This is a genomic window from Streptomyces sp. NPDC021225 (assembly GCF_044332865.1).
GTDB lineage: Bacteria > Actinomycetota > Actinomycetes > Streptomycetales > Streptomycetaceae > Streptomyces.
The window spans coordinates 1,252,265-1,266,541 of the sequence record NZ_JBIRPV010000001.1; the positions used below are offsets into that span (position 1 = coordinate 1,252,265).

Consider the following 14,277-nt stretch of genomic DNA (forward strand, 5'->3'; position numbering starts at 1 on the left):
TGCGGGCCAGGGCGGTGGGGCGCCTGCGGGGCGGAGCCGTCGCGTGGCGCGGGCTCGGCCTGCCGCTCGGGGTCTGGGGCGGGAGCTCCAGTTGTGGGAAGGGGCGGGTAGGGGAGCAGCTCGCCGCAGGCGTGGTCAGGGCGTGGGCTCGGGCGCCGTGCCTCGGTCGTTCTGGAGCGTCCACAGCTCCCGGAACAGCCCGGGCGCGTCGACGAGTTCGCCGAAGGTGCCCTGCTGGATCACCCGGCCGCGGTCCAGCACCACGATCCGGTCGGCGACCGCGACGTTCGCCAGGCGGTGGGTGACCAGGACGACCGCGCGGTCCTCCGCCAGCCGCCGCAGCCCCGCGAAGATACGGTGCTCGGCGCGCGCGTCGAGGGCGCTGGTGGGCTCGTCCATCACCAGCAGCCCGGCGGGCCGGTGGAAGGCGCGGGCCAGGGCGATCCGCTGCCACTGGCCGCCGGACAGCTCCACCCCGCCCCACCACTGCCGGGCCAGCAGCGTGTTCAGGCCGCTGCGCAGCCCGTCCAGGACCTCGTGCGCCCCGGAGTACGCGGCGGCCTCCCGCACCGCCTCGTCCCCGCCGTGCGGCTGGCCGAGCGTGATGTTCTCGCGGGCGGTCAGCGGCCAGTGGGCGTAGTCCTGGGGGACGACCGCGGTCTGCCGCCACAGCGCGTCCGGGTCGAGGTCCCCGGTCTTGACGTCGTCCCAGGTGACCGCGCCGCCCGAGGGCAGATACAGCCCCGTGAGCAGCTTGCTCAGCGTGGTCTTGCCGGAGCCGTTCTCGCCGACCAGGGCGAGGACTTCGCCCCGCCGGACCTCCACGCTCACCTCGTCCAGGGCCGGCGCGTCCGACTCCGGATAGCGGTAGGTGACCGCCTCGGCCCTGACCACCTTCGGCGCGGCCGCGACCCGCGCGCCGCGCCGCATCCGGTGGCCGCCCGCCTCCTCGATGAACTCCGCCCAGTCGTCCAGATACAGCCCGGTACGGAACAGCCGGGTGCCGTAGCCCACCATGCCGCGCAGCGAGGAGCCCACCGTGCGCAGCGCGAAGACCGCGGTCCCCGCCGAGGCGACGGACATCCGCCCCGAGCCCAGCAGCAGCGCCAGCGCCGCCCACACCAGCCCGGAGGCGGCCCCTCCGGCCAGCGCGCCCAGCACCGCGAACCGCGCGCCCCGGTGGGCCGCCCGGTCGGTCGCGGCGTCGACCCGCGCGCCGATGGCGCGGTAGCGGCCCAGGAGGAAGGCCGCCATGGTGCCCGAGCGCAGCTGGTCGGCGATGTCCTTGTCGACCATGTACCAGCGCAGCAGCCCGAGCGTGCGCCGCTCGGCGCTCATCGCGCGCGAGGTCTCGTAGTGCACCCGGGCCGCCTTCATCCCGGCCACGCCCTGCGGCAGCGCGGCGAGCAGCAGCAGCGGCAGCAGCGCCGGGTGCAGTACGGTCACCACGCCCGCCGCCGCCACCAGGGAGGCGAGGCAGGCCGTCAGCTGCTGGGACTCGATGATCAGGTCCTGGGCGACGACGGCGCCCCGGTCGGCCGCGTCCCACTTGTCGTTGAACCCGGGGTTGTCGTACGCCGCCAGTTCGGCGTTGATCGCCGCGTGCAGCATCCGCATCTCGGCCTCCCGGGAGATCCGGGGGGCCAGCCGGGTGGAGATGTTGGAGACGCCGATGCCCAGCAGCGCGCGTAACCCGGCCGCCCCGGCGAGCACCGCGAGCGAGGGCAGCGCCTCCTGGAGCCGGTCGGCCATGTGACCGGACGAGATCAGCGCCGTGATCGTGCCGGTGGTGGCCAGCAGCCCGAACGCCTCGAAGAACCCCGACAGCACCTGGCACAGCACCAGCGCCACCACCGCCCTGCGGTCCACCTGCCAGCCGAGCGCGAGCGCCCGCCGCACCAGCTGCGGCAGCCTGCGCGCCATGGACCGGCTGTTGATCGGGTTCCGCTCGAGCGCCGCGAGCGTGGCCGACCGGTACCGCAGCTCCTCGGTGGGCGGCCCGGTCGGTTGGTCGATCGGCTGGTCGGAGGTCTGGGTCGCCATCGGTCCCCCTTGTGGCGGTTGTGGCGGTGCGACGGCCCCACACGCTGCCGTACGGCCCACCGCGGCGTCCGGCATACGGCGCGGATCCACTCGAACGGGGCATGGCGCGGCGCCCCGGCCGGCGGGGTCAGGCCCGGCCGCGCGTCTTCTGGGAGCTGCGGGAGAGCGAGTCGAGGACGACGGCGGCGAGCAGCACCCCGCCGGTGATCATGAACTGGAGGGCCGACTGGATGCTCAGCAGGGCCATGCCGGAGGCGAGCGACTCGATCACCAGGATGCCCAGCACCGCGCACCACGTCCTGCCGTGGCCGCCGAACAGGCTGGTGCCGCCGATGACGGCCGCCGCCAGGGCGTTCAGCAGCAGGATCGCGGAGCCGGAGGGCTGGCTGACCGAGGTGATCCGCGAGGCCAGGAACAGGCCGCCCAGCGCGGCCATCGTGCCCGAGACCATGAGGACCGAGATCCGCACCCACGCCACCCGGACCCCGGCCCGGCGGGCCGCCTCGACGCCGCCGCCCAGCGCGTAGACCGAGCGGCCGTAGGGCGTACGGCGCAGCAGCACGTCCAGCAGGGCCACCAGCACGACGAAGATCAGCAGGGCGAGCGGCAGGCCCTGGAACCGGTTGAGCACATAGGCGGCCGCGAACGCGACCACCGCGATCGCGCCGGTGCGCACCGCGATCTCGTGGAGCGGCCGGTACGGCATGGCGGCGGCCTTGCGGCGCCATCGGTCGCGGTAGGCGGCGAGGAAGAAGGCGGTGGGGCCGAGGGCCGCGAGGCCGTAGGCGGCGGCGATGTCATGGAAGTAGTAGCTGGTCAGCTTGGCGACGAGCCCCTGGTCGTCGAGGTTGATGGTGCCGCTCTGGCCGAGGAGGTAGAGGGTGAGGCCGTTCCAGGCCAGCAGCCCCGCGAGGGTGACGACGAAGGCCGGTACGCCGAATCTGGCGAAGAAGAACCCGTGCACGACGCCGATCAGGGCGCCCAGGAGCACCGCGATGACCAGGGCGAGCCACTCCGGCAGGCCCTCGTTGACGTTCAGTACGGCGAAGGCGGCCGCCGCCAGCCCGCTGACCGAGCCGACCGACAGATCGATCTCCCCGATGAGCAGCACGAAGACGACGCCGACCGCGATCAGCCCGGTGCCCACGATGTCCACGCTCAGGTTGGACAGATTGCGCGGCGAGAGGAAGTTGCTGTTCAGGATCTCGAAGACGGCCCAGAGCAGGATCAGGCCGAGGACGACCGGCAGCGACCCCAGTTCGCCGCTGCCAAGCCGCCGCCGGAACTCGCCGAACACGCCGTCCTCGGCGCGCCGGGCGGGCACCGGGGCGCGGGCGCTCACGGCCCCGCCTCCCCGGCGCGGGGCGGCCGGCGGGCATGGGAGGTGGCGCCGGTGATGGAGGAGATGATCTGTTCCTGGGAGGTGGTGGTCACATCGAAGAAGCCGTTGTTGCGCCCCAGCCGCAGCACCGCGGCGTGGTCCGCGACGGCCTTGACGTCGCCCATGTTGTGGCTGATCAGCAGCACCCCCAGGCCGTGGTCGCGCAGCCGCTCCACCAGGTCGAGGACGTGCGAGGTCTGCTCGACGCCCAGGGAGGCGGTGGGCTCGTCGAGCAGCAGGAGCCTGGGCTCGCCCAGCAGCGCCCGGGAGATCGCGACGGTCTGCCGCTGGCCGCCGGACAGGGTGGCCACCGGGACGCGTACGTCGGGGACACGGATGGACAGCGCCGCCAGCAGTTCGCGGGTCCGGCGTTCCATCTCCACCTCGTCGAGGATGCCGAATCTGCGCACCTCGCGGCCGAGGAAGACGTTGCCGACGACATCGAGGTTCTCGCACAGCGCCAGGTCCTGGTAGACGGTCGCGATGCCCAGACTCTGCGCGTCGTGGGGGCGCTTGACCTGGACCGCGCGGCCCTCCCACGCGAAGACGCCCCGGTCGGCGGGGCCGACCCCGGCGATCACCTTGACCAGGGTGGACTTGCCGGCGCCGTTGTCCCCCAGCAGGGCGACGACCTCACCGGTGTGGATCTCCAACTCGACGTCGGCGAGCGCCTGGACGGCGCCGAATCGCTTGGAGACATCGCGCAACGCCAGCAGAGGTGGAGTCGGCACGGTAACCATCTCCCCTAAGAGCTGTCCCGTAATGCTGGGACAGTCCGGATTGCGAACATGGCATCCCAGAGTCAGGGCATGAGCCCGGCCCTCACACAGGCCGGCCGGTACTCCGGGGTGCAGATCTGGCGAATCGTGTACATGCCGTCCTTGACCACCGTCTGCCGGATGTTGTGGACGGTCAGCGGGATCGGGCGGAGCAGCACGGCCGGGACGTCGCCGCGGACCCGGTCCCGGGCGATCGGGCCGGGGCCCGCGCCCCGGGCCAGGTTGACGGCGATCCGGGCGGCGGCGTACGCCTCGGGCTTGAAGGGCTTGTAGACGCTCATGTACTGCTTGCCCTCCACGATGCGCTGTACGGCCGCGAGTTCGGCGTCCTGGCCGGTGACCGGGGGGATCGGCCGGATGCTGTTGGCCCTGAGGGCGGCGATCACCCCGGAGGCGAGGCCGTCGTTGGCGGCGTAGACGCCGTCGATGCGGTGCGGGCCGAGCGCGGCGATGGCGCCGGACATGTTGGTGTAGGCGTTCTCCGGCCGCCAGCCCGCCGTGTCGTACGACTTCTCGATCCTGACCCTGCCGTGGAGGACGGACAGCGCTCCCTTCTTGAACGCGACCCCGTTGGGGTCGGCCAGGTCGCCGTTCATCATGACGATCCCGGCGCCGCGCGCCCGCGGGCCCATGGCCCTCAGCAGCGCCTTCGCCTGGAGCCTGCCGACCTCCTGGCCGTCGAAGGAGACATAGGCCGAGATGGGGCCCTCGGCGAGGCGGTCGTACGAGACGACGGGGATGCGCGCGTTCCGTGCCTTCTCGACGGCGGGGCGCATCGCCTTGGCGTTCACGGGGACCAGGAGCAGGGCGTTCACCCCCTTGATGATCATCGAGTCCACCTGCTGCTGCTGGAGGGCCACGTCCCCCTGGGCGCTCACGGCCTGCACCGTGCAGGCGGGGCACAGCCGCACGATCCGCCGCTCGATCAGGGGCCGGTCGAACCGGTCCCAGCGCGGGGTGGTGCTGTCCGGCAGCAGCAGGCCGATCGTCGGGTGACCCGTCGTCGGGGGCGGGACGGGCCGTACGACGGTGCCGGACTCGGTCGCTTTGCCGCAGGCGCCCAGGGCGAGGGCCAGCGAGGCCGCGACCGCGAGGAGGGCGGCATGGCGCCGATGGGCTCTCACGGTGCGAAGCACCTCCTCACCCGGCACCGGGCGGGACGGCTCCGGCTCCGGCTCCGGTTCCGGATTCCGGCCCGGCCCGGGTCCGGCTCACTGCGTTCCGTCCCCGTCGGCCGTCCGGCCCGCGGCCACCACGAGCTCGCCCCACACCTGCTTGCCGCCGCTGACCGGCACCGAGCCCCAGGTCGCCGACATCGCCTCGACCAGGAGCAGGCCCCGGCCGCCGGTCGACTCCCAGTCCACGAGCACCGGCTTGGCGGGCGCCCGCGGCGACGCGTCGCTCACCGCGATCCGCAGCCGGTCCCCGGCCAGCGTGAGGTCCAGCCGCACCGGGCCCTGCGTGTGCACCAGGGCGTTGGTGACCAGCTCCGAGACGACGAGCAGGACCATGTCGGACTCCTCCGCCACGCGCCAGGAGCGCAGCGTGCGCGCGGTGAAGCGGCGCGCGTGCATCACGGCGTCGGGCAGCCGCCACACCGCCCACCCGGCCCGGATCGGCCGGACCTTCATCCCGTCGTAGCGCAGCAACAGCAGGGCCACATCGTCGTCGCGCCGGCTGAGGTCGCCCAGCAGCGAGTCGGCCAGCCGCCCGGCGTCGGACGGGTCCGCCTCCGAGAGTGCCCGTCGCACCCGCAGCAGGCCGTCGTCCAGGGGGAGGGCCGCGGACTCCACCAGCCCGTCCGTCAGCAGCGTGAGCACCGTGCCCGGGGCCAGCCCGACCGCGGTCATCGCGAACTCCGCGTCGGCGAGCACCCCCAGCGGCGGCCCGCCCTCGGCCTCCACCTCCTCGGTGGTGCCGTCCGGGTGGCGCAGCAGCGGCGGCAGATGTCCGGCCCGGACGAACCAGGCGTCGCCCTCCTCCATGTCCAGCTCGACATAGGCGCAGGTGGCGAACAGCTCCGTCTCCATGCCGACCAGCAGCCGGTTGGCGTGGCAGATCACCACGTCCGGCGGGTGGCCCTCCACCGCGTAGGCCCTGATGGCCGTGCGTATCTGGCCCATGATGGTCGCGGCTCCGGCGCTGTGCCCCTGGACGTCGCCGATCACCAGCGCCACATGGCCGTTGGGCAGCGGGATGACGTCGTACCAGTCGCCGCCCACCTCGAGACCGCTCATCGCGGGCAGATAGCGGGCCACGGCCACCCCGCCGGGGAGCGGGGGCAGCCGGCGGGGCAGCAGGCTGCGCTGAAGCATGGTGGCCAGCTCGTGCTCGGCGTCGTACGCGTGGGTGCGCATCAGGGCCTGCCCCACCAGACCCGCCGTCGCGGTCAGCAGTGACCGCTCCTCCGGGCAGAACCGGTGCGGCTCCGCCCAGCCGACCAGGCAGACCCCCACCACCCGGCCCTGGGCCGGGAGCGGCAGGACCGCCAGGCCGCCGGCGCCCATGTCCGCGAGGCCGGGCTCCAGGCCGCCGTCCGGGGGCAGCAGGGTGATCCGGCCCTCGCGCAGCGCGGTCTCCAGCGTGGGCAGCGCGCGGAGCGGCACATCGGGCCACTCCGACCGCCACTCGGACCGCCATATCCCCGGCCAGGCGCTGGGCTCCGGCGGGTCGAGGGCGGTCACCACCAGCCGGTCGCCCTCCAGCTCGGCGAGCGCCACCCGGTCGGCCCCCAGCGGCTCGCGCAGCGCGGCGGTCACCACCAGGCTGACGTCGCGGACGGTCATCGCGTTGGCCAGCGCCGCGGACAGCCGCTGCACCCGGGAGACCTCGTCGGCGGTGGGCCGCAGATACGAGGCGTCCGCCACCAGGCCCAGCAGCCGCTCCGGGGTGCCCACGGCATCGCCCTGGATCCGGCAGCACAGCCGCAGCCAGCGCAGCTCGCCGGTCGGCCGGCGGATACGGAACTCCAGGTCACGGCTGCCGAGCGCCATCTGGCCCGGCTCGACGATGGACATCAGCGCGGGCAGGTCCTCCGGCACGGTGTGCGCCAGCAGGGTCTCCACCCGCCCGTCGAAGGACTCCGGGGCGATGTCGACCAGCTCGAGCAGCTGCGCGTCCGCGTCGATCCGCCCGGTGTCCAGCACCAGGGTGAACGAGCCGACGTGCAGATGGTCCAGCGCGGAGCGCAGCACCGACAGCGGCCCGGTCCGGGCCGGGGCCCCGCCGCTTGCCCGGTCGCCCGCCTTGAGCTGGGCGGCGATCTGATCGGCGTACAGCTCCAGGAAATTGCGCTGCTCGGCGTCGAAGCCGTCCCCCGGATACACCACGACCAGACAGCCCAGCCGTCTGCCGTCCGCCCCCAGCGGCAGCGCGCCCAGCGACATATCGGCCGGGAGGGCCCGCTGGGCGCCCTCCCCGTAGGCGGCGAGCTTCGCGGAGGTCGACCACTGGGGCCGGCCGGTGCGGAAGGCGTCGGCGACGGGGGAGCGCCCGGACAGCGGATAGCTGGTCGGCAGGCCGTACAGGGCGCGCGGGCCGCCGGCCGTCTCGGTGAGCCGCAGCTCGTCGCCGTCCGGGGACAGTACGTACACGGCGGTCAGCGCCGCCGTGGCGAACACCAGGGCCTGCTCCGTCACGGCGCCCTCCACCGTGAGGTCCACTCCGGAGCCGCCTTGGCCGGCCATTGCGCCATTCCACCTCCTGGCGCGCCCGTGTGCCCGCCCGGACAAGCGAGGGCGCTCACACCATCAGGATGGCATAGCCGGCGCGGAACCAGCGGGGTCCGGAGGAGGGTTTGGGCCGGGGCTCAGCCGTGCGCCAGTGCGGTCGCGAGCCGCCGGGCCTCGTCCACGGCGTGGGAGATGTCGCCGACGGGAAAGAGGACATGCCGGATGGTCCGCAGCGGGTCGAGGACGAGGACGGCGCGCTTGAGCCGGAGCCTGCCCGCGCCGTGGAAGGTGGGCAGCCGCAGGGCGGCGGCGAGGCTCAGCCGGTGGTCGGACAGCAGCGGGTAGGGAACGGACTCGGCGCGGGCGAAGGCCGCCTGCTCGTCCGGGAGTTGGGTGCTGACGCCGTGGACGGCCACGCCCGCGTCCCGCAGCGCGGGCCAGGCGTCGCGGAAGAGGCGGTTCTCCAGGGCGCAGCCGGCGGCGCCGGGCAGTGGCTCCTCCCACTGGACGCCGGTGGCCGGATAGCTGAACAGGACGGTCGCGGCGGCGTCCGGCGCGACCACGTCGAGCGGGGCGCCGCCTGTGGCGGGCAGCAGCAGCCCCTCGGGCAGCCGCGTGCCGGCCAGCGCATGGACGCGGGCGTGCTCGGCGCCGTCCTCCGCCGCCGTGGCGGTCAGGCTCCCGTCGCCGAGGGCCCAGCGGTCGCCCCAGTCCTGCATGGCCACCAGCACCGGCAGCAGCGCGCGTCCGGAGTCGGTGAGCAGGTACTCGTAGCGCACCGGGCGGCGCTGGTAGAGACCGCGGCTCAGCACACCGGCGGCGACGAGGCGGCCGAGCCGCTCGGTGAGGACCTTGCGGGACAGGCCCAACTCGGCGGCGAGGGCGTCGAAGCGCACCTGGCCGCGGGCGACCTCCCGCAGGATCAGTACGTTCCACCAGTCGCCCACGATCGTGGCGGCCTGGGCGATGCCGCAGGTCGCGTCGGCGTTGTGCATCCTCATGCCCCCATAGTAAGTTCCTTTTCGGAACTCACTTTGTTTCACGAGGGAACATTCAGCGCATGTGAGGAGCTGCACCATGACCGCCATCGCCCGCGTCGTCGCACGCGAGATCATCGACAGCCGCGGCAACCCCACCGTCGAGGTGGACGTCGAGCTGTCCGACGGCTCGCTCGGCCGCGCCGCCGTGCCGTCCGGGGCCTCGACCGGGGCGCGGGAGGCGGTGGAGCTGCGCGACGAGGATCCGTCCCGCTACCACGGCAAGGGCGTACGCCGGGCCGTCGACGCCGTCAACGAGACCATCGCGGACACCGTGGTCGGCCTGGACGCGGAGGACCAGTCCGCGGTCGACACGGCCCTGATCGAGCTGGACGGCACCCCCAACAAGTCCCGGCTCGGCGCCAACGCCACCCTGGGCGTCTCGCTCGCCGTGGCCAAGGCGGCCGCGGCCGCGCACCGGCTGCCGCTGTACCGGTACGTCGGCGGGGTGGACGCGCGATGGCTGCCGGTGCCGATGATGAACATCGTCAACGGCGGCGCGCACGCCGACAATCCGCTGGACTTCCAGGAGTTCATGATCGCCCCGATCGGCGCGGCCACCTTCGCCGAGGCCGTACGCATGGGCTCGGAGGTCTTCCACACCCTGCGCCGCGACCTCATCACCGCCGGCCACAGCACCGGCGTCGGCGACGAGGGCGGCTTCGCCCCCGCCCTGCGCACGGCCGACGAGGCGCTGGACTTCGTCGTCCGCGCCGTCGAGCGCACCGGCTACAAGCCCGGCGAGGACATCACCGTCGTCATGGACCCCGCCACCTCCGAGTTCTTCCGGGACGGGGTCTACGACTACGTGGGCGAGGGCGTGCGCCGCACCCCCGAGCAGCACGTGGACTACCTCGCCGGGCTGGTCGACCGCTACCCCGTCGCCTCGATCGAGGACCCGATGGCCGAGAACGACCTCGACGGCTGGCGGCTGCTGATGGCCCGGCTCGGCGACCGCTGCCAGCTCACCGGCGACGACGTGTTCTGCACCAACGAGACGCTGCTGCGCGAGGGCATCGTCGACGGGGTGGCCAACTCCATCCTGGTCAAGGTCAACCAGATCGGGACCCTCACCGAGACCCTGGCCACCGTCCGCACCGCCCACCGGGCGGGCTACACGGTGGTCATGTCGCACCGCTCCGGCGAGACCGAGGACACCACGATCGCCGACCTCGCGGTGGCCACCGGCTGCGGCCAGATCAAGACCGGGTCGATGTCCCGCTCCGACCGGACCGCCAAGTACAACCAGCTCATCCGCATCGAGGAGGAACTCGGCGCCCAGGCCCGCTACGCCGGCCGGGACGCCCTCGGGCTGCGCCGATAGACCGGCGGCCGATGGGCCGCGCCGCTCACGCCCGGGCGGTGTAGTGCCCGTCGACGCGGATCGCGGTGATCCCGCTGATGTGCCGGGCCCCGCACCGGTCCTGCGGCAACACCAGTTGCGGCCCGGCCCGGTCCAGCGGGGTGTCGTCGATGCGCGTGGCGAGCAGCACGGGCGCGCGGCCGAAGTCCGGATCGATCTCGCCCCAGGAGAGCACCGCGCGGTGCCCGTCCGCCCCCGTGACATCGATCAGAAAACGCAGCCGGTCCTTGCGGCGGGCCGGGTCGAAGCCGGGCCCCGCGTCGTACAGCACATCGTGCAGCAGCGGGCCCTCGAAGCGGTGGTGCTGCACCCCGCTGGTCGCGCACTCGAAGCTGACCCGGGCCCGGTGCTGAGGCCAGGCACCCAGATCACGCACCCGGAGCCGAGCCGGCCGGGCCAGATCCCCCACCAGCCGGACCACGGCGAACGGCCCGGAAACGGGCTCACCGGAGGGGGCGGGGCTGACGGGTAGGGGTGAATTGCTCATGGGCTTTCCACCTCCGCGGGAATCGCACGCCAATCCTGCCGTTATGCCCGCCCCGCGTCGACGCTAATCCGCATATGCAAGCCCAATGGGTAATTGAAGTCGCATCTGCGGCGCTAATCGCCCCTAACTCCTCGCAGATGCGATCTGCGGCGGCGGAGGGATTCGCGGAAACGGTGAAGGCCGCCACCCGGACCCGGGTGGCGGCCTTCACCGTTCAGCGTCTGACGCTACGTCGGACGAATTCGGCTCACACGTCGAAGTAGAGCTCGAACTCGTGCGGGTGCGGACGCAGCTGGAGCGGAGCGATCTCGTTGGTGCGCTTGTAGTCGATCCAGGTCTCGATCAGGTCCGAGGTGAACACATCGCCCTGGAGCAGGAACTCGTGGTCGGCCTCGAGGGAGTCGAGGACGGCCGGGAGGGAGGTCGGGACCTGCGGGACGCCCGCGTGCTCCTCGGGGGCGAGCTCGTAGAGGTCCTTGTCGATCGGCTCGGCCGGCTCGATCTTGTTCTTGATGCCGTCCAGGCCCGCGAGGAGGAGCGCGGAGAAGGCCAGGTACGGGTTGCCGGAGGAGTCCGGGGCGCGGAACTCGACGCGCTTGGCCTTCGGGTTGGAGCCGGTGATCGGGATACGCATCGCGGCGGAGCGGTTGCGCTGCGAGTACACCAGGTTGACCGGGGCCTCGAAGCCCGGGACCAGACGGTGGTAGGAGTTCACCGTCGGGTTGGTGAAGGCCAGCAGCGACGGGGCGTGCTTGAGGATGCCGCCGATGTAGTAGCGCGCCATGTCCGACAGGCCCGCGTAGCCCTGCTCGTCGTAGAAGAGGGGCTCGCCGCCCAGCCACAGGGACTGGTGGACGTGCATGCCCGAGCCGTTGTCACCGAAGATCGGCTTCGGCATGAAGGTCGCGGTCTTGCCGTTCTTCCACGCCACGTTCTTGACGATGTACTTGAACAGCTGAAGGTCGTCGGCCGCGGCGAGCAGCGTGTTGAACTTGTAGTTGATCTCGGCCTGGCCGGCGGTGCCCACCTCGTGGTGCTGGCGCTCGACCTGGAGGCCGGACCGGCCCAGCTCGAGGCTGATCTCGGCGCGCAGGTCGGCGAAGTGGTCGACCGGCGGGGTCGGGAAGTAGCCGCCCTTGTAGCGGACCTTGTAACCGCGGTTGTCCTCCAGCGCACCGGTGTTCCAGGCGCCCGCCTCGGAGTCGATGTGGTAGAAGGCCTCGTTCGACTTGGTCTCGAAGCGGACGCTGTCGAACACGTAGAACTCGGCCTCGGGGCCGAAGTACGCGGTGTCGGCGATGCCGGTGGAGGCGAGGTAGGCCTCGGCCTTCTTGGCGATGTTGCGCGGGTCGCGGCTGTACTGCTCACCCGTGATCGGGTCATGGATGAAGAAGTTGATGTTGAGCGTCTTGTCCCGCCGGAACGGGTCGACACGGGCCGTCGACAGGTCCGCACGCAGGGCCATGTCCGACTCGTGGATCGCCTGGAAGCCGCGGATCGACGAGCCGTCGAAGGCGAGCTCCTCGTGCGGGTCGAACGCCTCCGCCGGTACGGTGAAGTGCTGCATGACGCCGGGAAGGTCACAGAACCGGACGTCGACGAACTTGACGTCCTCGTCCGAGATGAACTTCCGAGCGTCGTCGGCGTTCTGGAACATCCAACTCCTCCTAGCCCGGCCGCGGGGGACGGGGATTTGTTCGGTCGCGCGGCTCATGTGCGGCTGACGCGCTGGGGCCGACCATAGGCAGACGGGATTTCCCGGGCATGACCCATTTGTTTCACCCAGGTTAACCGGGATGCGTGAGATGCGCCGGGGGTGTGTGAGGCGGGGGCCCGGTCCGCGCGGGGGCGGTCCGGGGGAGAGCCACGCGGGAAGCGGGCCCCGCTCCACGGGGAACGTATGCGGTCGCAGTAACGTGGTCGGGTGGACAATAGGCAAGCAATCGGATCATGGCTCTCCGGGCCGCGCGCGACCGCCGAGGACATGGGCGTCGACCTGGGCTACCGGGGCGAGGGACTGGGGCTGCCGGAGAGCGGGCCGGGCTCCATCGCACCCCTCGGACGCCGCGTGGGGGCGCTGCTCATCGACTGGGGACTGTGCCTGCTCGTCGCCTACGCGCTGCTGTCCGGCGGCAAGGCGCAGGCCGCGGGCAACTGGGCGCTGGCCGTCTTCTTCGCGGTGAGTGTGGTCTTCGTCGGCACGGTCGGCTGCACCCCCGGCAAGCTGCTGCTGAAGCTGCGCGTGATCTCCGAGAAGGGCGGCCGGCTGGGCCTGCCGCGCGTGGTGCTGCGCGCCGTGCTGCTGCTGCTCGTGATCCCCGCCGTGGTCTGGGACCGGGACACCCGCGGTCTGCACGACCGGCTCTCCGGCTCGGTGCAGATCCGGATCTGAGCCCCTGGATTCATCAGAGGATTCAAACGACTGGGCGGCCCGGAACCTCGGTTCCGGGCCGCCCAGTCGTATGCGGTCGTGTGCGGAGTGGAGCGGGGTCTCAGCGGCCCTTCGGCATCCGCATCCCCTTGGGCATCGGGCCCTTCGGGATCGGCATGTTGCTCATCAGGTCGCCCAGCGCCCGCAGCCGGTCGTTGACCGCGGTCACCTGCGCGCCGGGCAGCACCCGCGGCAGCTTCAGCAGCTTGGTGCGCAGCTTCTTGATCGGCACCTGGTCCTCGCCGGTGCCCACGATCACATCGTGCACCGGGACGTCCGCGACGATGCGCGCCATCCGCTTCTTCTCCGCGGCCAGCATGGACTTCAGCCGGTTCGGGTTGCCCTCGGCGACCAGCACGATGCCCGCCTTGCCGACGGCCCGGTGGATGACGTCCTGGTTGCGGTTCATCGCCACCGCGGGCGTCACCGACCAGCCGCGGCCCACGTTCTCGAGCACCGCCGCCGCCGCGCCCGGCTGTCCTTCCATCTGCCCGAAGGCCGCCCGCTCGGCCCGGCGGCCGAAAACGATCGCCATCGCGAGGAAAGCCAGGACGAAGCCCAGGATGCCCAGGAAGATCGGGTGGTTGATCCAGAAGCCGATCGCGAGGAAGACACCGAACGTGACGATTCCCACCGCGGCGACGACAAGACCGACCTTCGAGTCGACCTTCTTGGTCATCTTGTAGGTCAGGGCGATCTGCTTCAGACGCCCGGGGTTCTCGGAGTTTTCCTTCCTCGCCATACAGCGAAGTTTACGTGGCCTGGGAAGCCCCGGTGGACACGGCCTCCAGGACGTGCTGGGCCTCGTGCCGGTCCTTCGCCCGGCGACGGTCCTCCAGCACCGCGGTCCAAGCGTTACGGCGGGCGGTGCGCTGCCCGCCGCCCAGCAGCAGACCCTCCAGAGCGAGCAGCGCGTCGGTGACGGACGGCGGACGTACGGGCGCGGCCGACATGGGTCCCCCTCGGGAGCGGCGAATAACCGTGTGATCGAAGCTCACACACAGAACGTTGTGTGGCTTAATCGTTACCCAAAGGTGTTACCAGTGCGTGACCGGCCGGTCAAACACCGATGAAGCCTTGAAAAG

General features: G+C 72.1%; 12 protein-coding genes. 2 read left to right on the plus strand and 10 right to left on the minus strand.

All coding sequences use genetic code 11. The annotated features are described in order from the left end of the window. Positions 1 to 135 precede the first annotated feature (135 nt). From ACH4S9_RS05770 to ACH4S9_RS05795, 6 genes are all read right to left on the minus strand, one after another. Complete coding sequence (locus ACH4S9_RS05770; RefSeq protein WP_385347854.1) at positions 136 to 2,043, minus strand: ABC transporter ATP-binding protein; 1,908 nt, start codon at positions 2,041 to 2,043, stop codon at positions 136 to 138. A gap of 127 nt (positions 2,044 to 2,170) precedes the next feature. Beyond that, a complete protein-coding gene (locus ACH4S9_RS05775) occupies positions 2,171 to 3,385 on the minus strand; it encodes a sugar ABC transporter permease (RefSeq protein ID WP_311730006.1) in 1,215 nt (404 codons plus the stop codon). Beyond that, a complete protein-coding gene (locus ACH4S9_RS05780) occupies positions 3,382 to 4,164 on the minus strand; it encodes an ATP-binding cassette domain-containing protein (protein ID WP_311730005.1) in 783 nt (260 codons plus the stop codon). Before ACH4S9_RS05780 ends, ACH4S9_RS05775 begins: the two co-directional genes overlap by 4 nt. Positions 4,165 to 4,226: 62 nt before the next feature. After that, positions 4,227 to 5,327: a sugar ABC transporter substrate-binding protein gene (locus tag ACH4S9_RS05785; RefSeq protein ID WP_398370045.1), complete on the minus strand. Its 1,101-nt coding sequence runs from the start codon at positions 5,325 to 5,327 to the stop codon at positions 4,227 to 4,229. An 87-nt stretch (positions 5,328 to 5,414) separates the two neighbouring features. Further along, positions 5,415 to 7,889 carry a SpoIIE family protein phosphatase gene (locus ACH4S9_RS05790; protein WP_398370047.1) on the minus strand — a complete coding sequence of 825 codons (2,475 nt, stop codon included), beginning with the start codon at positions 7,887 to 7,889 and terminating at the stop codon, positions 5,415 to 5,417. A 122-nt stretch (positions 7,890 to 8,011) separates the two neighbouring features. Next, positions 8,012 to 8,875, minus strand: a complete 864-nt coding sequence (locus tag ACH4S9_RS05795) for a winged helix-turn-helix transcriptional regulator (protein ID WP_385347864.1) — start codon at positions 8,873 to 8,875, stop codon at positions 8,012 to 8,014. Positions 8,876 to 8,951: 76 nt separating this feature from the next. Here ACH4S9_RS05795 and eno point away from each other — a divergent pair, with 76 nt between their 5' ends. Next, complete coding sequence (eno, locus tag ACH4S9_RS05800) at positions 8,952 to 10,235, plus strand: phosphopyruvate hydratase (RefSeq protein ID WP_398370050.1); 1,284 nt, start codon at positions 8,952 to 8,954, stop codon at positions 10,233 to 10,235. A 25-nt stretch (positions 10,236 to 10,260) separates the two neighbouring features. Here eno and ACH4S9_RS05805 read toward each other — a convergent pair whose 3' ends face one another. Continuing rightward, positions 10,261 to 10,761 (minus strand): molybdopterin-dependent oxidoreductase, encoded by a 501-nt coding sequence (locus ACH4S9_RS05805; RefSeq protein WP_398370052.1) that lies wholly within the window; start codon positions 10,759 to 10,761, stop codon positions 10,261 to 10,263. A 247-nt stretch (positions 10,762 to 11,008) separates the two neighbouring features. Beyond that, positions 11,009 to 12,418 (minus strand): type I glutamate--ammonia ligase, encoded by a 1,410-nt coding sequence (glnA, locus tag ACH4S9_RS05810; RefSeq protein ID WP_311729999.1) that lies wholly within the window; start codon positions 12,416 to 12,418, stop codon positions 11,009 to 11,011. Between the two features lie 267 nt (positions 12,419 to 12,685). On the opposite strand from glnA, the gene ACH4S9_RS05815 reads away from it, so the two are divergent. Further along, positions 12,686 to 13,153, plus strand: coding sequence for an RDD family protein (locus ACH4S9_RS05815; protein WP_398370054.1), 468 nt, complete (start codon positions 12,686 to 12,688; stop codon positions 13,151 to 13,153). Positions 13,154 to 13,253: 100 nt separating this feature from the next. Here ACH4S9_RS05815 and ACH4S9_RS05820 read toward each other — a convergent pair whose 3' ends face one another. Next, a complete protein-coding gene (locus tag ACH4S9_RS05820; RefSeq protein WP_311729997.1) occupies positions 13,254 to 13,934 on the minus strand; it encodes a DUF4191 domain-containing protein in 681 nt (226 codons plus the stop codon). A 10-nt stretch (positions 13,935 to 13,944) separates the two neighbouring features. Then, positions 13,945 to 14,145 (minus strand): hypothetical protein, encoded by a 201-nt coding sequence (locus tag ACH4S9_RS05825; protein ID WP_311729996.1) that lies wholly within the window; start codon positions 14,143 to 14,145, stop codon positions 13,945 to 13,947. Positions 14,146 to 14,277 lie beyond the last annotated feature (132 nt).